The 16,425-nt window shown below is 66.4% G+C and carries 19 protein-coding genes and 6 pseudogenes; 17 read left to right on the plus strand and 8 right to left on the minus strand.

The features are described 5' to 3' along the window. Nucleotides 1–129 precede the first annotated feature (129 nt). From K0H76_RS04685 to K0H76_RS04695, 3 genes and pseudogenes are all read left to right on the plus strand, one after another. Entirely contained in the window at nucleotides 130–390 is a 261-nt protein-coding gene (locus K0H76_RS04685; RefSeq protein WP_258934644.1) for a hypothetical protein, read from the plus strand. Next, nucleotides 390–1,909 (plus strand): annotated as a pseudogene (gene cls, locus K0H76_RS04690) (cardiolipin synthase). The gene K0H76_RS04685 and the pseudogene cls overlap by 1 nt, the downstream one beginning before the upstream one ends. Nucleotide 1,910: 1 nt before the next feature. Beyond that, the gene (locus K0H76_RS04695; protein WP_258934645.1) at nucleotides 1,911–2,765 is read left to right on the plus strand and encodes a hypothetical protein; all 855 of its coding nucleotides are present in this window, start codon (nucleotides 1,911–1,913) and stop codon (nucleotides 2,763–2,765) included. Here K0H76_RS04695 and K0H76_RS04700 read toward each other — a convergent pair whose 3' ends face one another. Both K0H76_RS04700 and K0H76_RS04705 read right to left on the minus strand, forming a co-directional pair. After that, nucleotides 2,766–3,413 carry a chorismate-binding protein gene (locus tag K0H76_RS04700; protein WP_258934646.1) on the minus strand — a complete coding sequence of 216 codons (648 nt, stop codon included), beginning with the start codon at nucleotides 3,411–3,413 and terminating at the stop codon, nucleotides 2,766–2,768. Next, nucleotides 3,310–3,927: a chorismate-binding protein gene (locus K0H76_RS04705; RefSeq protein ID WP_258934647.1), complete on the minus strand. Its 618-nt coding sequence runs from the start codon at nucleotides 3,925–3,927 to the stop codon at nucleotides 3,310–3,312. The genes K0H76_RS04700 and K0H76_RS04705 overlap by 104 nt, the downstream gene beginning before the upstream one ends. Before the next feature lie 232 nt (nucleotides 3,928–4,159). Between K0H76_RS04705 and K0H76_RS04710 the strand changes: the two genes are divergently transcribed. The 7 genes and pseudogenes from K0H76_RS04710 (at nucleotide 4,160) to K0H76_RS04740 (ending at nucleotide 10,132) form a co-directional block, all read left to right on the plus strand. Beyond that, nucleotides 4,160–4,825 carry a hypothetical protein gene (locus tag K0H76_RS04710; protein ID WP_258934648.1) on the plus strand — a complete coding sequence of 222 codons (666 nt, stop codon included), beginning with the start codon at nucleotides 4,160–4,162 and terminating at the stop codon, nucleotides 4,823–4,825. Nucleotides 4,826–5,290: 465 nt separating this feature from the next. Continuing rightward, a pseudogene (locus tag K0H76_RS04715) lies at nucleotides 5,291–5,966 on the plus strand (MMPL family transporter). Continuing rightward, a complete protein-coding gene (locus tag K0H76_RS04720) occupies nucleotides 5,963–6,928 on the plus strand; it encodes an MMPL family transporter (RefSeq protein ID WP_258934649.1) in 966 nt (321 codons plus the stop codon). Before K0H76_RS04715 ends, K0H76_RS04720 begins: the two are co-directional and overlap by 4 nt. Beyond that, entirely contained in the window at nucleotides 6,925–7,251 is a 327-nt protein-coding gene (locus tag K0H76_RS04725; protein ID WP_258934650.1) for a TetR/AcrR family transcriptional regulator, read from the plus strand. Before K0H76_RS04720 ends, K0H76_RS04725 begins: the two co-directional genes overlap by 4 nt. Beyond that, entirely contained in the window at nucleotides 7,236–7,508 is a 273-nt protein-coding gene (locus K0H76_RS04730) for a hypothetical protein (protein ID WP_258934651.1), read from the plus strand. Before K0H76_RS04725 ends, K0H76_RS04730 begins: the two co-directional genes overlap by 16 nt. Before the next feature lie 79 nt (nucleotides 7,509–7,587). Next, nucleotides 7,588–8,985, plus strand: coding sequence for an MMPL family transporter (locus K0H76_RS04735; RefSeq protein WP_258934652.1), 1,398 nt, complete (start codon nucleotides 7,588–7,590; stop codon nucleotides 8,983–8,985). Continuing rightward, complete coding sequence (locus K0H76_RS04740) at nucleotides 8,945–10,132, plus strand: MMPL family transporter (RefSeq protein ID WP_258934653.1); 1,188 nt, start codon at nucleotides 8,945–8,947, stop codon at nucleotides 10,130–10,132. The genes K0H76_RS04735 and K0H76_RS04740 overlap by 41 nt, the downstream gene beginning before the upstream one ends. Here K0H76_RS04740 and K0H76_RS04745 read toward each other — a convergent pair. Continuing rightward, nucleotides 10,127–10,953: pseudogene (locus K0H76_RS04745) on the minus strand (HAD-IIA family hydrolase). The gene K0H76_RS04740 and the pseudogene K0H76_RS04745 overlap by 6 nt on opposite strands. Nucleotides 10,954–11,097: 144 nt before the next feature. Between K0H76_RS04745 and K0H76_RS04750 the strand changes: the two are divergent. The 4 genes and pseudogenes from K0H76_RS04750 to K0H76_RS04765 all read left to right on the plus strand — a co-directional run bounded on the left by K0H76_RS04750 (nucleotide 11,098) and on the right by K0H76_RS04765 (nucleotide 13,090). Beyond that, nucleotides 11,098–11,457 (plus strand): annotated as a pseudogene (locus K0H76_RS04750) (GntR family transcriptional regulator). Between the two features lie 13 nt (nucleotides 11,458–11,470). Then, nucleotides 11,471–11,662 (plus strand): ATP-binding cassette domain-containing protein, encoded by a 192-nt coding sequence (locus K0H76_RS04755; RefSeq protein ID WP_258934654.1) that lies wholly within the window; start codon nucleotides 11,471–11,473, stop codon nucleotides 11,660–11,662. Further along, the gene (locus K0H76_RS04760) at nucleotides 11,622–12,383 is read left to right on the plus strand and encodes an AAA family ATPase (protein WP_258934655.1); all 762 of its coding nucleotides are present in this window, start codon (nucleotides 11,622–11,624) and stop codon (nucleotides 12,381–12,383) included. The genes K0H76_RS04755 and K0H76_RS04760 overlap by 41 nt, the downstream gene beginning before the upstream one ends. Further along, the gene (locus K0H76_RS04765; RefSeq protein ID WP_258934656.1) at nucleotides 12,380–13,090 is read left to right on the plus strand and encodes a hypothetical protein; all 711 of its coding nucleotides are present in this window, start codon (nucleotides 12,380–12,382) and stop codon (nucleotides 13,088–13,090) included. The genes K0H76_RS04760 and K0H76_RS04765 overlap by 4 nt, the downstream gene beginning before the upstream one ends. Nucleotides 13,091–13,279: 189 nt before the next feature. On the opposite strand, the gene K0H76_RS04770 is transcribed toward K0H76_RS04765, so the two are convergent. Next, entirely contained in the window at nucleotides 13,280–13,408 is a 129-nt protein-coding gene (locus tag K0H76_RS04770) for a hypothetical protein (protein WP_258935330.1), read from the minus strand. 49 nt (nucleotides 13,409–13,457) lie between these two features. After that, nucleotides 13,458–13,553: pseudogene (locus tag K0H76_RS04775) on the minus strand (transglycosylase family protein); the annotation flags it as partial. Between the two features lie 37 nt (nucleotides 13,554–13,590). On the opposite strand from K0H76_RS04775, the gene K0H76_RS04780 reads away from it, so the two are divergent. After that, complete coding sequence (locus tag K0H76_RS04780) at nucleotides 13,591–13,971, plus strand: hypothetical protein (protein ID WP_258934657.1); 381 nt, start codon at nucleotides 13,591–13,593, stop codon at nucleotides 13,969–13,971. 93 nt (nucleotides 13,972–14,064) lie between these two features. Continuing rightward, a complete protein-coding gene (locus K0H76_RS04785; RefSeq protein WP_258934658.1) occupies nucleotides 14,065–14,703 on the plus strand; it encodes a hypothetical protein in 639 nt (212 codons plus the stop codon). Nucleotides 14,704–14,751: 48 nt separating this feature from the next. Here the strand turns inward: K0H76_RS04785 and K0H76_RS04790 are convergent, their stop codons facing one another. The 3 genes from K0H76_RS04790 to K0H76_RS04800 form a co-directional block, all read right to left on the minus strand. Then, a complete protein-coding gene (locus K0H76_RS04790) occupies nucleotides 14,752–15,039 on the minus strand; it encodes a hypothetical protein (protein ID WP_258934659.1) in 288 nt (95 codons plus the stop codon). 136 nt (nucleotides 15,040–15,175) lie between these two features. After that, on the minus strand, nucleotides 15,176–15,358 hold the full coding sequence (locus K0H76_RS04795; RefSeq protein WP_258934660.1) for an SH3 domain-containing protein: 183 nt from the start codon (nucleotides 15,356–15,358) through the stop codon (nucleotides 15,176–15,178). Nucleotides 15,359–15,362: 4 nt separating this feature from the next. After that, a complete protein-coding gene (locus K0H76_RS04800) occupies nucleotides 15,363–15,593 on the minus strand; it encodes a hypothetical protein (protein WP_258934661.1) in 231 nt (76 codons plus the stop codon). Nucleotides 15,594–16,025: 432 nt separating this feature from the next. On the opposite strand from K0H76_RS04800, the pseudogene K0H76_RS04805 reads away from it, so the two are divergent. Beyond that, nucleotides 16,026–16,423: pseudogene (locus K0H76_RS04805) on the plus strand (S4 domain-containing protein). Nucleotides 16,424–16,425: the final 2 nt, after the last annotated feature.

A 16,425-nucleotide genomic window follows, 5' to 3' on the forward strand; every position in this document is an offset into this window, starting at 1 on the left:
CGTCACCTCTGCGGGAAGGCCTCCGCGGGCCTCGAACTCGTCAAGGCCGCGACGAACGGCAGCCCGCCACGACTCGGCCGGAGGAATGCCGATATCGGTGATGTCTGCTGATCGCTGCAGGCGAGCCAGATGCGCGTCGAACTTCCGCACGTGGCCTTCGCGGACCAGCATCGTCTCGAAGATTCCGTCGCCGCGGACGGCGCCGAGATCAGTGACGCGCAGCTGCGGCTGGTGGGGGTCGAAGAGGAAGCCCTCGGGGTGCTCAGGGTCGATGCGGACAGCCACGGCGGACACGGAGCTGTCCTGAAAGTGCTCAGCCATAGGGACCAGCGTACTCTGTCGCGCGCAGTCTGCTCCCGTCGGGGAGGAATGGTCGTATTGTTGGGATGATGCTGTGGCCTTTGAGCGGATTGGGGATCGAAAACTTCCCCACGTGGGCGGTGGCGCTCATCCTCGCCGTAGAAGTGGGCGTCCGCCTGGCCGTGCTCGGCTTCATCCCGGAGAACAGGCGTCCGCAGACTGCCATGGCCTGGCTCATCGCGATCTTCTTCATCCCGGCGCTCGCGCTGCCGCTGTTCCTGCTGATCGGCAGCGCCAAACTCTCAGCCCGGCGGCAGCGTCGTCAGGCGAGGATCAACGAAGAGGTGCTGAAGGCCACGCGGGGCATGGACCTCTCGGACCAGCTGCGTGACCTCGACGAGCAGCTCGGCGGCACGGCTGCGCTGAACCGAAATCTGGGGCCTTCCTGTGCAGGACGGAAACAGCATCGACCTGATCTCCGACTATGACGACTACTTCGACCAGTTGGCGGACGTCATCGATGAGGCGGAGCAGTACGTCCACGTGCTCTTCTACATCATCGGAGCTGACGACACCGCCGCAAGGTCCTTGATGCCTTGGAGCGTGCAGCAGCCCGTGGCGTGACGGTCAGGCTTCTCTACGATCATGTGGGAAGCATGCGCACCAACGGCTACCGCAGACTGGTGCGGCGGCTCCGCATGGCAGGGCGCCGGTGGCCCGATCACTTCAACTGGCACCGTGTGCTGCCCATCCGACCCTTCCGCCTGCGGTTCTCTCGGCCCGATCTGCGCAATCACCGCAAGATCGTCGTCGTCGACGGGCACACGGCCTTCACCGGCAGCGCCAACCTGATCGAGTCTCAGTACCTGCGCAGAACCTCCCGACGCCTGGGCAGACACTGGGTGGAGCTCAACGCGAGGATCACCGGCCCGGCAGTCTCAGGGTTGGACATCGTGTTCGCCACCGACTGGTACGCAGAGTCGGACGAGAACCTGGCTCTCACCCGCCACGGCCACCCCTGATGGTCGACATCGAAGCCGACGAGGCAGCCCGCGGCGGCTCACTGGCCCAGGTGGTGCCCTCCGGCCCCGGCTTTCCCGATGAGAACAACCTTCGGCTCTTCAACGACCTCATCTATCAGGCCACCCACCGGATCGTGGTCTGCACTCCGTACCTCGTCCCCGACGACTCCCTCCTCTACGCCCTGACGAACGCCTCGTACCGGAACGTGGATGTCGTCGTCCTCGTCACGGAGAAGGCTGATCAGCTGCTGGTGCAGCACGCCCAGCAGTCCTACTACCAGGCGCTGCTGGAAGCCGGAGTGCGAATTCTCAGGTACCCCGCGCCCGATGTGCTGCATTCGAAGTTCATGGTCATCGACCGTGATACCGCCGTCCTCGGCTCCTCCAACATGGACATGCGGTCCTTCACGCTGAATCTCGAGGTGACGCTGATGGTGGTCGACGAGGAGACTGTCAGGGCGTTCGACCAGATTCTGGCGCAATATTTCGCCATATCCTCGGAGGTGACCGCCGAGGCATGGGCGGGACGGAGCCTGGCCACGCGATACCTCGACAATGTGAGTCGGCTCACAGCTGCACTGCAGTGACGTGTTTTCCATTACCCTGGTGCGCGTGCCTCGACCAGCCCACAGCTTCTCACGGACGGTGAGTGCTGTCGCCGCCGCTTCGGCGGTCTGTCTCCTCAGCGCCTGCGGCGACGAGGAGACCCCGAACGGCGAGGAGGAGACTCCCGAGCCCACCGCCGAGGTCACCGAGGGCACCACCGACAGTCCGGATGAGGAGAGCCCGGCGGAGGGCGACGAGCCGAGCGAGCCCGAGCCCTTCAGCGGCGAGGAGATGACGGAGATCCTCCTCACGTCCGGCGAGCTGCCGGAGACGCCCACCGGGCACTCCACCCATACAGGACTCGACTGGTTCACCGAAGAGCTCGCAGTGGAATCGACCGCCTACGCCGATGCCTTCGGCGAATCCGAATGCGCCTCCGCTCTGGACACCATCAATGTGGACCTCGTGGGCGAGGAGGCTCAGGAGGGACTTGCCCATGAGTACCAGCGCACGACGGGCGAGGACGACGGCGATGCCGAGGACGCTGCCACGGAGACGCTGGTGGTCTGGGCACTGGCCTACCCGGCGGACACTTCCCGAGAGACCGCGGAGCTCTGGGAGGATCTCGCGGCATCCTGCGAGGACGATCTGGAGCGCGGCGGCGACACCATCAGCGTCGAGCCCCTGGAGCCCAGCGATGATGAGCTCTTCACCGGAATGAGCCTGACCATCACGATGAGCGACGGCGACGACGCTGCGGAGATCGATGTGTTCTCAGCCACCGCCGACGTGGGGCCCAACACCGTCATGCTCAGCGCCGTCAATATGGACCGGAGCACCTTCGTGGACCTGCTGGACGCCCAGGAGGACAAGATCCAGGATCATCTCGCGGGCTAGCTAGCGCTCCGGGAAGCTGGCTCCCAGGGCGCCGAGCACGCCGCGAGCCTTCACCAGCACCTCATCCCATTCGCGCTCAGCGACAGAGTCCGAGGTGATGGCCCCTCCGACTCCCAGATGGAACGAGGCCGACTCGCTGCCCGGGTCGCGGCGCAGCACCGCCGTGCGGATCAGCACGGAGAGGTCGCAGCTGCCGTCGGAGCCGAAGTACCCGGCGGCTCCCGCATAGGGCCCTCGGCTTCCGCCCTCCAAGCGGCGAAGAATCTCCATCGTCGAGATCTTCGGCGCACCGGTCATTGACCCCGGCGGGAAGGCGGCCAGCACCGCGGCCGCGCGCGATGCGCCGGGCGCCAGCCGGGCGCTGATCGTCGAGACCATCTGGTGCACCGTCGGGTAGCTCTCCACAGCGCACAGGCGTTCCGTGCGGAGCGTTCCGGCCTGCGAATGCCTGGACAGGTCGTTGCGGACGAGGTCTGCGATCATGATGTTCTCCGCCCGGTCCTTGGGGTCTGTCCGCAGCTCCTCGAGCAGAGCGGCATCACTCTCAGGGTGGAGCCCCGGGGCGCGTGCCCTTGATCGGCTCCGAGCGCATGGTGCCGTCCGGGGCGACGCTGAGAAATCGCTCCGGTGAGGTCGACAGCACCTCAACTGTGCCTCCGTCGGCTTCGGGAAGGATCAGCAGCTGGGTGAACGGCGCTCGGTTCGCGGACCGGAGCCGACGGTAGGCACTCATCGCGTCTCCATGGAGGGTCCCGCAGACCGCAGTGGTCAGGCATACCTCGTAGGAGTTCCCGCGGCGGATCTCCTCCTTCGCCGCAGCCACCTTGCTGAGGTACTCCGCGCGGGAGTCCCGGACGCAGAGGTCGGTCAGGACGGGAGTGATGCTCTGAGGCTCCTCGACGACGAGATCTGCGACGGCTGCCTCGACCAGCTCATGCCAGCCGGGCTCTCCTCGGATCTCGAGGCCGCCGGTGCTGTGGTCGACGATCACGCTCCGCTCGGCTCTGAAGAAGTATCCGGTGAGCTCGTACTCGATCATGCCGAACCAGTCCGCCCCACCGGGCCAGACGCTCTCGAGCCATGCGGGCAGCTCCTCGGCGGACGGCGCGGCGGTCTCCGTGCCGAAGGCGAGCAGGCTTCGGCGCCCGCTCGAGGCAGGCATATGCGCCGCGTCCGAGGAGTCGAGGAAGGCCCGCGGCCCCGGGGAAGCTGACGGCTCAGCGCCTCGAACAGGGCGAAGGCGCGGTCAGGCATGCGGGCCATCCTATTCTGCGCGCACGGGGGCCGCGCAGGTTCATGACGGGGTTCAGGGTCGCGTCTGCCGAAACGAGACGAGCCGGGCACAATATGTTCTGGCAGATCTGGTCTGCAGCGATGACTTTCGAAGGGTATTGATGGCACGTCTTCTCTACAGGCTGGGTCTCTTCGCGGCACGGAGGGCGAAGTCGGTCCTGGCGTTCTGGTTCGCGATGCTTGTGCTGGCCGCAACTGCGTTCGCCTACTTCGGCGGGCAGCTGACTGACCAGATCTCGATGCCGGACCTGGAGACCTCCGAGGTCGCCGACCGGCTGGCCGACGAGCTCCCCGATGCTGGGGGCGGCTCCGTCACGGCTGTGGTGCGCAGCGAGGACGGCTCGGCGATCACTGAGGAGCAGCGTGAGGCTGTCGAGGATCTCATCGCCGAGGTGGAGTCACATGACGTCATCGACGAGATCACCGACCCGTGGGCGGCGCAGGAGGACCTGGCCGAGGCCGAGGAGGAGCTTCAGAAGGGGCGCGCCGAGCTGGAGGACGGCCAGGAGCAGCTGGATGAGGCTGAGGCCGAGCTCGACCAGGCGCGTGAGCAGCTCGACGGGCTCGACCGCGAAGGTCTCGAAGAGGCTCAGGCGGAGGTGGACCAGGCGTGGGATGACGCCGCATCACACCTGAGGAGGCCGAGGAGCAGCGCCAGGAGGTGGAAGCCGGACTGGCGGAGCTGGATGCCGCCGACGCCGAGCTGGACGCACAGGTGGAGCAGGCTCTGGCTGATGGCACGTGGTCTCAGCAGGAGGCGGAGCTGAACGCTCAGCGTGCGGAGATCGCAGCTCAGCGCAGCGAGCTCCTGGAGGCTCAGGCCCAGCTCCAGGCGCTGGAGCCGCTGGAGGCTCAGCAGGAGGAGCTCGACGCCGCTGAGGAGGCGCTCACCGAGATCGAAGAGGGTGAGGAGGAGCTCGCGGAGCAGCGCGAGGAGCTGGAGTCGGGCGACGCGGAGCAGGAGCTGGATCAGGCCGAGCGTCAGCTGGAGCTGAACGAGGAGTTCCAGCTGCTCTCCGAGGACGAAGGCGTCGCGGTGCTGATGGTGGGCTTCGACGTGCCGATGGAGCAGGTGGGCACCGAGGCCCTGGCTGCTGTCTCCGATGAGCTGACCGGCGCGGACATCGACGGCCTGGACGTGCTGCCCGGGGTGACCTCTCCATGGAGGTGCCCCGCTCTTCGGGTTCGCCGAGGCAGTGGGTCTTCTGGTGGCCGGACTGGTGCTCTTCATCATGCTGGGCACTTTTGTGGGCGCGGGGCTGCCCCTGCTCTCGGCGATCCTGGGCGTCGGCATTGCGGTCCCCGCGGCGATCTCCCTCTCCGGGTTCATCGAGATGAACAGCATCACACCGATTCTGGGGCTGATGCTCGGACTGGCCGTCGGCCTGGACTATGCGCTGTTCATCATTCACCGCCACCGCGAGCAGCTCAAGGGGTGCCGAGCTGCACGAATCCATCGGGCTGGCCAACGGCACCGCCGGCAACGCGGTGCTCTTCGCAGGCATCACCAATGTCATCGCGCTGCTGGCGCTCAACGTCACCGGCATCCCGATGCTCGCGATGATGGGCTCGGTGGCAGCCTTCTGCGTCGTCGTCGCGGTGATGCTCGCCACCACGATCATTCCTGCGCTTCTGCGTCTGGCCGGACGACGGATCCTGAGTCCGCGCGAGCGCCGCTACATCGGTGCTGACTGGACGTCCCAGGGCAGCGCTGAGAGCCGTATCTCCGAGCCCATATCCGTGGGCCGCTCGCTGCTCTACGGAGCGGTGAGCATCGCGGCGCTGGTCGTGCTCGCCCTGTTTACCACGGACATCCGGCTTGCGTTCCCCGACGCCTACTGGAGGCGGAGGACACCGCGGCGCACCAGGCCTACATCGCCATCGAGGACGCGTTCGGCCAAGGCATGAACGGTCCGCTGCTCGTGGTCTCCGACTTCCCCGCCGGTATGGAGGACCTGGAGGCGGGGCAGACGCAGCTCGACGTGGCGGAGGAGCTGGGCAGCCTGGAGCAGGTGGAGACGGTGGTCCCCATTGCGATGAACGATGAGAACACCATGGCCGCCTACCAGCTCATTCCGCAGGAGGGCCCCGCGGCAGAGTCGACTCAGAACCTCGTCCACCTGCTGCGGGACTCGAACCCCGTGGAGGGGCAGGGAGTCGAAGAGATCTCCGTGGCCGGTGTGACCGCAGCGGAGATCGACATCTCCGACATCATTTCGGACGCCATGCCGCTGTACCTCGCCCTGGTCATCGGCCTGTGCCTGCTGCTGATGATCATGGTGTTCCGATCGCTTCTGCTGCCGGTGGTGGCCACACTGGGCTTCGTGGGATCGCTCGCGGCGTCGGTGGGCATCGTCGTGGCCGTCTTCCAGTGGGGCTGGGGCGCTGAGATCCTCGAACTCGGCAGACCCGGACCGATCATGACCATGCTGCCGATCCTCATGGTCGGCATCCTGTTCGGCCTGGCGATGGACTATCAGCTCTTCACCGCCTCGGGCATGCGCGAGGCCTATGCGAAAGGCGTGCCCGCGCGGCTGGCCGTGCGTCGCGGTCTGCATGCGGGCCGGGCCGTGGTCACCGCCTGCGCTCTGATCATGACCTCGGTGTTCGCCGGGTTCATCTTCACTCCCGATCCGATGATCGCCTCCATCGGCCTGGGCCTGGCGGTGGGCGTGCTGCTGGACGCGTTCGTGGTGCGTGTGGTGCTGGTGCTTACCGTGCTGACCCTGCTGGGTCCCGCCGCCTGGTGGATGCCCGCGTGGCTGGACCGTGTGCTTCCGGACATCGACGTCGAAGGCGCACGGCTGATCGAGCCGGAGCCGCGCCCGAGCGGCTCCGAGGCGGCAGAGCGGGAGGAGGTGCGCATATGACGAGCACGAAGAGAGGGCGTCCGCGCAGCGAAAGCTCGCACCGATCCGTCATGGAGGCGGTCGCCCGTCTCCTTGACGAGCAGCGGTTTCCGTACGAGGAGGTCACGGTCGAGGGCATCGCGGCCGAGGCTTGCGTGGGCAAGCAGACGATCTACCGGTGGTGGCAGAACAAGGCTGCGGTAGTCCTGGAGGCGCTGCTGACGGGCTATCTGAGGCTCGACTTCGACCCTGTCCCGGATACTGGGGATCTCCGGGCTGACCTGCACGCCTGGTTGGACGAGGGGACCGGGGCGACGACGTGCCGACGATGGTGCGCAGCCTGATGGCGGCCATGGTGACTGCGGGGCCGGAGACTCAGGCGCTCATGGCCGAGGCGGAGCCGTGGGCCAACACCTACCTCGCTGAGCGCTTCAGGGCCGCGGCAGAGGCTTACCACCTGCGCGACAGCGTGGAGCCTTCGATGCTCGCCTCGGCGCTGATGGGACCGGTGGTGCTGCGCATGATCACCGTCGGCGAGCCGGATCCGGAATGGATGAGGAATCTGATCGACATCCTGCTGAACGGCGCACTGGCCCCATAGAGTGTGAAGTTCATCACTTTCGAGTCCCTGCGTCTCGATTCGTTCTTATGAGACGCGGCGTCCCGTTTATGCTCGTGGCATGGCAAAGCTCCTCTTTCGGCTCGGGCTGCTCGCCGCGCGCCGCGCTAAGACCGTCATCGCCGCCTGGCTCGCCCTGCTCGCGCTGGCCGCAGCATCCTTCCTCGCATTCGGAGGGAACCTGACAGACCAGATCACACTGCCTGATCTGGAGACCACTGAAGTGGCCGATCGCCTGGCGGAGGAGCTTCCCGACGCAGGCGGCGACAGTGCCAGCGCCGTGCTCAGGACTGAGGACGGCTCCGCCTTCTCGGAGGCGCAGGAGCAGGAGGTCGCTGCGCTCGTCGACGAGCTTGAGGAGCGGGACGCTGTTGCTGAGGTGACGGATCCCTTCGCCGCGGAGTCTGACATGGCTGAGGGGCGGGATGAGCTGGCAGAAGGCAGGGACGAACTGGAGTCCGGCGCCGATGAACTGGAGTCTGCGCGGGCCGAGGTGGACGAGGGCCGCGACGAGCTGGACGCCGTCCAGGAGCAGCTGGACGCCGCCGTGGCCGAGGCAGAGGCGGGAGGCTACTACGATGCCGCCGCACCGGAGCTCGAGACCCAGCAGCAGGAGCTCGACGCGGCCCAGGAGGAGCTCGACGAAGCCCTCGTCGAGATCGAAGATGCTGAGGAGGAGCTCGCAGACGGAGAGGCCGAGCTGGATCGAGGCGAGGCCATGCTCGAGCTCACCGAGGAGCTTGCGCTGGTGTCCGAGGACGAGGACGTCGCCGTCATGATGGTGAGCCTCTCCGACTCATTCGCCAACATGGGGCTCGAGGAGCTCTCCGCCGTCGATGAGCAGCTCACCTCAGTAAGCATCGACGGCGTGGAGATCCTGCCGTCCTCGGAGCTCTCCCAGGAGATGCCCCACCTGTTCAGCGTGGCCGAAGTGATCGGCCTGATGGTCGCGGCCCTGGTGCTGCTGATCATGCTGGGCACCTTCGTGGGTGCCGGGCTGCCGCTGCTGAACGCACTGGTCGGCGTCGGAATCGGCGTGGCCGGTGCGATGTCGCTCTCCGGCGCAGTCGAGATGATGTCGGTGACGCCGATCCTGGGTCTGATGCTCGGGCTGGCCGTCGGCATCGACTATGCCCTGTTCATCCTGCACCGACACCGACGGCAGCTCAAGAGCGGGATGGGCGTCCGAGACTCCATCGGCCTGGCCGTCGGAACAGCTGGAAATGCCGTGGTCTTCGCAGGCGCCACCGTGGTGATCGCGCTCCTCGCGCTGAACACGACGGGGCTCGGGTTCCTCGGTCTCATGGGCACCGTGGCGGCTGCCTGCGTCGTCATCGCTGTGCTGATGGCCGTGACGATGACCCCGCCATGCTCTCGTTGGTGGGGAGAGGATCCTCAGCCGGCAGGAGCGGCGCGCGGTGAGCGGCGCCGATTCTGCCGCTGCCCAGCACGAACGTGAGGGCGCTGCGCCCGACAGCTCCCAGCAGGTCGTATCACCCATGTCCGGGCGGAAGGCGCTGGGGATCGCCGCGCTGTCCCTGGTGGGGCTGGGGATCCTTGCTGTGCCTGCGGCCGACCTGCGCCTGGGGCTTCCCGACGCGAGCTCGGAAGCCGCCGACTCCACGGCCTACATGGCCTATGCCGAGACCGAGGAGGCGTTCGGCCAAGGCATGAATGGTCCCCTGGCAGTCCTCGCTGACCTTCCTGAAGGGCTCAGTGAGGAGGAGGCGACCGACTATCAGATTGACGTCGCCGGGGTTCTTTCGGACCATGACGACATCGCGGCAGCCGTGCCTGCGGCTCTCAACGACGAGCACACTGCGGCCGTCTTCCAAGTGATCCCGGAGGAGGGGCCCGCAGCGGCCTCGACGGAGGCTCTGGTCTATGAATTCCGCGACGGAGACCCTCTGGCAGGAAGCGGCATCGACGGTGTGGAGCTGTCAGTCGCCGGCATCACGGCCGCCAATATCGATGTCTCCGGCGTCATCGCAGACGCTCTGCCGCTCTACCTGCTGGTGGTGGTGGGCCTCTCGCTGCTGCTGATGATCATGGTGTTCCGCTCACTGGTGCTGCCGGTGGTGGCAACCCTCGGGTTCGTCGGCTCGTTCGCGGCGGCAGTCGGCGTCGTGGTGGCCGTCTTCCAGTGGGGGTGGTTCGGCGAGCTCTTCGGAGTGACCGAGCCCGGTCCGATCCTCACGTTCCTGCCCATCATCATGGTCGGAATCCTGTTCGGGCTCGCGATGGACTACCAGCTGTTCACCGGCTCCGGAATGCGCGAGTTCTACGCCCACGGCACGGAGGCGCGCCTGGCGGTCCGTCAAGGGCTGCTGGCAGGCCGTTCGGTGGTGATCGCGGCGGCGCTGATCATGGGCTCCGTGTTCGCTTACTTCATCTTCACCCCGGACCCGATGGTCGCCTCCATCGGACTGGGGCTCGCCGTCGGCGTGCTGCTCGACGCCTTCGTGGTGCGCCTGCTGCTGGTTCCGGCGGTGCTCACGCTCGTCGGGCGGGCCGCCTGGTGGCTGCCGCGCTGGCTGGACAGGCTCCTGCCCGACGTCGACGTGGAGGGTGCGAAGCTCGAGCGGCAGGGCGCCTCGCAGCTATGAGTCGTCCGGGTCCTGCTCCGTTCTCAGGAGAGGGTCTTCGACGAGCTCATGCACGCCGTCGATGATCCGGTTGGGGCGGAAGGGGTAGTCGGCCACGCTCGCCTGCGATGAGACCCCGGTCATGACCAGCACGGTGTACATTCCGGCTTCCATCCCGGCGACGATGTCGGTGTCCATCCGGTCGCCGATCATGGCCGTGTTCATCGAGTGGGCGCCGAGCCGGTTGAGCGCAGAGCGGAACATCATCGGGTTCGGCTTGCCGACCACATATGGATCCCGGCCGGTCGCCTTGGAGATCAGCGAGGCGATGGCGCCTGTGGCTGGCATGACCCCTTCGGGCGAAGGGCCTGTGGCATCCGGGTTGGTGACGATGAACTTTGCCCCGCCGTTGATGAGGCGCACTGCCCTGGTGATTGCTTCGAAGCTGTAGTTGCGGGTCTCGCCGACGACTACGTAGTCGGGGTCGGTCTCGGTCATGATGAAGCCGACTTCGTGAAGCGCCGTGGTCAGCCCGGTCTCGCCCACGACGTAGCAGGTGCCTGCCGCGTTGGCCTCCCCGCCTACCTGCTGTGCAAGGAAGGTCGCAGTCGCCAGCGCCGACGTCCAGATGCGGTCCTCGGGGACCACCAGCCCTGAGTTCCTCAGCCGAGCGGAGAGATCGCGCGCGGTGTAGATCGAGTTGTTGGTGAGGACGAGATAGGGAGGTCTCGGCGGCGCCACTGCTCCAGCAGCTCGGCCGCGCCGGGGAGAGCCTCGTACTCCCGCACGAGGACCCCGTCCATATCGGTCAGCCAGCATTCGATGTTCGCATCTCGCTCCATGGCCTCATCCTATGGGGCGGCGGAAGAGGGCGACAGGGTTGACGACCCTCGGGATCCATGGTTCATTAGTTAGGTAACTAACCATTGAAGCTGTGGTGCGGAGGCGCTGAGCCGATGACCACGACCTCCTGAGGCGGTGAATGGGTGGAAGAAGGACGTCCGCTGTTCGTGCAGATTGCGGAGCAGGTTGAGGCTTCCGTGCTTGACGGATCCCTGGCCGAGGGCGAGCGCGCCCTCAACGAATGAGCTGGCGGCCTTCCACCGCATCAACCCGGCAACGGCGGCCAAGGGCATCAACCTCCTGGTCGACCGGGGGTCCTCGTCAAGCGCCGCGGACTGGGGATGTTCGTCGCCGACGGCGCGCGCGACATTCTCCGCTCCGAGCGGCGTCGGAGCTTCGCCCATGACTACGTGGACCCGATGGTGGCTGAGGCCAGGCACCTCGGCATGACAGATGACCAGCTGATCGAGCTGCTGCGCGAGCGAGCGCAGCGTCACGAGTAGAGGAGGAGCGGCTATGGCGGAGCCATACGAGGGCGTCGCAGTGAGCGCACGAGGACTGACACGGACCTACGGAAAGGCCCATGCTCTCCGTGACGTCGATCTGGACCTGGCGGCGGGGCAGGTGCACGGGCTGCTGGGCCGCAACGGCGCAGGGAAGTCCACTCATGTCCATCGCCACGGGCCAGGAGTATGCCACTGCGGGTGAAGTGCGGATCTTCGGCGAGCATCCTCACGAGAATGAGGGGATCCTTCCCAAGATCTGCTTCATCCGCGAATCCCAGCAATACCTGGACGACATTCGCGCGGTGCACGCATTCAGGGCGGCGGCGGATGCCTTTCCACGGTGGGACTGGGACCTGGCCGAGCGTCTGATCCACGAATTCCAGGTCCCGGAGAAGACCAAGATCAAGAAGATGTCCCACGGCCAGAGGTCTGCTGTCGGAGTGATCACCGGCATCGCCTCCCGTGCTGAGCTCACACTCTTCGACGAGCCCTATGTGGGGCTGGACCCGGTGGCGCGCAGTCAGTTCTACCGGGCCCTGCTGGAGGACTACACCGAGCACCCTCGGACCATCGTCGTCTCCTCCCATCTCATCGATGAGATCGCGCATCTGATCGAGAATGTGGTGCTCATCGACCACGGGCAGGTGATGCTTCATGAGGCCGCCGACGACATCCGCGAACGTGCCGTCACCCTGGTCGGAAGGGATGATGCTGTCGCGCTGATCGCGGGTGATCGTGAGGTCCTCACTCGCGAAGAGATGGGAAGAACCGTCCGCGTCACAGTCGAGCGTGCGCTCAGCGACGCGGAGCGCCGACGGGCGGCCGAGCTGGACGTCGACGTGCTTCCTGTGGGCCTGCAGGATCTGGTGGTGCATCTCACCACCCGGGAGCAGACCTCGAGCGGAAAGGAGAACGGAGCATGAAGCGCATCATCGCTGCAGCGCGGCTGCACCTGCTGCCGAAGAGCAACGTCATCACGATGACCTTGATGGTGCTGCCCATCGCGTACATCATTCAGCTGGGGATCGTCTCCCGGCTGCAGCTGCAGAATGAGCAGATGCCCGGTGGGGGCAATGTGGGCGGCGTCTACGGCGCCGTGATCGGAGCGCTCGTCGTCACAGCAGCCATGGCTGGGGCCTACGGGGTGCCGCACGCGCTGAGCCTCAGCTACAGCCGGAGGGTCACACTGGCAGGGCTTGTCCTCGTGTTCGCCGCGTCCTCACTGACTGCCGGTGCGCTCGTCGCCGCAGTGATCGGCCTGGAGCAGCTGACGGACACGTTCGGCACCGGGCAATCCATGCTGGCGATCCCTGACCTCATGGAGCCCGCCGGAGCGTGGGGACTGGGGCTGGTGATCGCTGCAACGACCATGTTCCTCATGATGAACGGCTTGTTGGCGCCGATGCTCTATCGTCGGCTGGGCACGGCGAGGATGCTCATCGTCTACGGGCTGGCCGCCGTGGTTCTGCTGGTCGGCGGTGCCGGGATCACCGCGGCGGGCGGCTGGGGTGCCGTGTTCAGCTGGGTCGTTGAGCAGAACGCTCTGACGTGGACAGGCTGGCTGACGCTTGGAGCCCTGGTGATGACGGGAGCGAACTGGCTGGTGATCCGCCGCATTCCGGCCGCCTAGTGGCGGGCGCCGCCTGCCGCGCAGCAGCAGCGCATGAGAAAACCCCGAGTCGGCTGCGTGAGGGGGACGCTTGATAGCCTACTGGGGTTTGAATCACTCGCACCTTGATGAGGTGCTTACTAATGTAGGGGCCCACCTTGAAGGGATGCCCCAAAACCCTGAACATTCGCTGTGAGTTTGTCGGCGCCTCTACCGACCGTGCTCGGCGAAGTAGCTGTCGCCGTAGCCGCCGGGGCTGCCCTGGAGTCCGAGCTGCCGTGAGCAGGAGGGCCACGCGCCCCAGCCCTGACGCTGGTAGAGCGCGTAGGCGCGGTTGATCTGCTCAGCGCGGGATGCCTCGTGGGGTACCGGTGCCGCCGACCCACTCCCAGGACTGCTGGGAGAACTGCAGGCCCCCGTAGTAGCCGTTGCCGGTGTTGATCGACCAGTTGCCGGAGGACTCGCACTGCGCCAGCTCGTCCCATGCCCGGCTGTACGGGCCGTGCGGGGACTGGCGGTGCATGCCGCTGCTGGGCCCCTGCCGGGCGGGGGCCGTGCTGCCGCTCGAGCTCCCGGAGGAGCTCGTGCCGGAGCTGCTGGATCCGGACGCGCTCGACTCGTTCGATCCGGATGCGGTCGACTCCGACGAGCCGGAGGTGCTGGACTCGCTGGAACCGGAGCTGCTCGAGTCTGAGGAGCCGGAGCTGCTTGACCCGCCCGAGCTGTCTGAGTCGTTGGAACCAGAGCTGCTTGAACCTTCGGAGTCGCTCGATCCAGAGCCGCTTGAGCTGGAGGTGCTGGAGCCGCTCGATCCGGATGTGCTCGAACCTGAGCTCGAACTGCTGCTCTGCCCGGTGCTGTCGCTGGATGAGGAGGAGCTGGAGTCCAGTCCGCTCAGGTAAGCAGTGGATAGCCATCCGGTTCGGCCGCTGTGCTGAACCTGAGCCCAGCCGGAGCTCTGCTGAAGGACCGTCACATCCGTTCCTCGGGAAAGGGTGCTGATCACGCCGTGCTGGGTGCTGGGACCGGAGCGGAAGTTCAGCGCCGCTGTTGTGCTTGCCGTCGGTCCGCTGGCGGGGCTCTCCGATGCTGAGGGGTCAGTCACGCTCGAGTCATCTCGGCTGGGAGCGTCGTCTGCAGCGGAGGAGCTCGATGTGCCTGCGCCGGTGCTCGGAGTGCTGGAGTCCTCGTCTGATTCGGAGGACGTGGCGTCTTCTGTGCCGGGGAGCTCCAGGAGGGACTTCGCCAACCATCCTGTGGTGCCCTGGTGCCTGATCTGGACCCAGTGGTCTGTCTCGTTCAGGATATCCAGCTCGGTCTGGGGTGCGACAGTTCGCACGACGCCGTGGTTCAGCCTGGCTCCGGAGCGCAGATTCTGCGTGGTCGTGGTCGTCGCCGTCCCCAGGGAGGCGCTGGAGCTGGCGGTCTCATCGCTGGACGAGGACGATGAAGATGAGTTCGAGCTCGATCCGGACGACCGTGAAGCGGAGGATGAGCCGTCTGCGGAGGAGCTTGCGCTGCGTCCCTGCTCGGACGACTCCGAGGAGGAGCGGGAAGAGTCGGAGGACCCGGAGCTGGAGCTCCCACTGTCCGTCTCCCTCTGGGGCGATGCAGGAGCAGACGATCCCGTCTGAGCGTCGTCGCGCGATGCTGACCGCGCCTGGCCTGAGCTCTGCGAGGATTCACCCGATCCCGATCCCGATCCTGATCCTGATCCTGATCCCGATCCCGAGCTCGGGAGGGGGCCGGGAGCTCTGCGAGCGTGTGCCCTGCGAACTCGTCGCCGTGTCTCCGCCGGAGCTGTCCCGAGAGCTGGCGGGGGCCGAGGCGTCCTCGGACGCCGAAGCCGAGGATTGGCCGCCGACCGGTGCCATGTAGAAGCTGTTGGACCACACTTCCTGACCGTTGCGGCTGAAATGGACCCAATCGCCCCTGCGGTCGGTCACGGTGATCTGAGTGCCAGCGGGCATGCCCTGGAGCACCGGGTGCTGCACCCTGGGCCGCTCCGGGCGTTCAGGGGCGTGGTGACGCGCAGGCGCTCACCGGTGCTTGAGGAGCTGCTGGAGGGAGCGTTCGAGGAGGTGCTCGCGGCCCTTGCTTCGCCACTTACTCCAAGTAGTCGCCGTGGGACCACACGCTGCGGCCGCTGCGCTCGAACTGGACCCACTTGCCGCTGCGGCCCGTGGCGGTGACCTCAGTTCCGGTGAACATCCCGTCCACCACGGGGTGCTGCATACCGGGGCCGCTTCGGACGTTCAGAGGCTGGGTGACCCGCAGGCGCTCGTTCACGCTGTCATCGGTGCGGGACGTCGGTTTTGAAGCAGGAACGCGCAATTCGATGCCCCTGAGAGTGACGTCCCGGCCAGCTGGGGAGTGCTGAACTGAGACGAGCTGAGGTGTTGGGGTCCCGCCCGCTGCTTGGGGCATCGGTGTGGGCGGACGCTCCGGCAGCGCTCAGCGGCACCACGGCTCCGGCCGCCAGCGTTCCGATGATGGCCGGAGCCAGCTTCTTCTGGGCAGTCACAGTCTTTTCCTCACTCTTGGGCACCCGATGCACGGGCCTTCCGCCGCTGGCAGGTGCCGCGGCGGAAGCCCGTTCGACTGCTGAGGGATCAGGTGCGCGATGGGAAGCACAGCCCCCGGCAATCGCCGCCAGCGTAATGAGAGCCCGCGCGTTCATGCGATTCACAGCTCAAGCACAGGTTTAAGGTCAGAAAGGCGGCATTCATGTGGTTGCCTGTGCGTCTGCCTAGAAACGGGGCTCGGCGGGCTGACAGACTCACAGCGAATGCCCAGTGAAAACAGGGGGTCCCGTCAAGGTCTGCCGCCGAATATAGAGAGTGCCTCTTCAAGGTGCGAGTGATTCAGCCCCGGGCTTAAGATTCTTAAGCGTCCCCTCACGCAGCCGGACCGGGGCTTCTCTCTGCCCGGCGCCCTCTCAGTACACTGGATCACTATGACTGAGGGACCTGTCTCGCCTGTTCGTCTGGACGCGTGGCTGTGGTCAGTTCGGGTCTTCAAGACCCGGTCCGCAGCCACCGAGGCGTGCCGTGCCGGGAAGGTCAAGATCGGCGGTGAGGCGGCCAAGCCCGCGCTGAAGATCACCCCGGCACCTATGTCCACATTTCCAGGCCCGGCTACACAGTGATCCTCGAGGCTGTGCACACCCACGCCAAACGAGTGGGAGCGCCTGTCGCGCATCAGGCGTACCGCGACCACTCGCCGGAGCAGATCAGGCCGCGGGATGTGGGTCTGCCCCGGCGTGAGAGAGGCACCGGCCTACTCTCCAAGAAGGAACGCCGCCAACTGGAGCTGCTTCGCGGATACACCAAGAGGTACGGCCCGGATCAGTAGAC

Origin of the sequence: Nesterenkonia pannonica (genome assembly GCF_019575955.1) — a bacterium.
In the GTDB taxonomy this organism is placed as follows: Bacteria; Actinomycetota; Actinomycetes; order Actinomycetales; family Micrococcaceae; genus Nesterenkonia; species Nesterenkonia pannonica.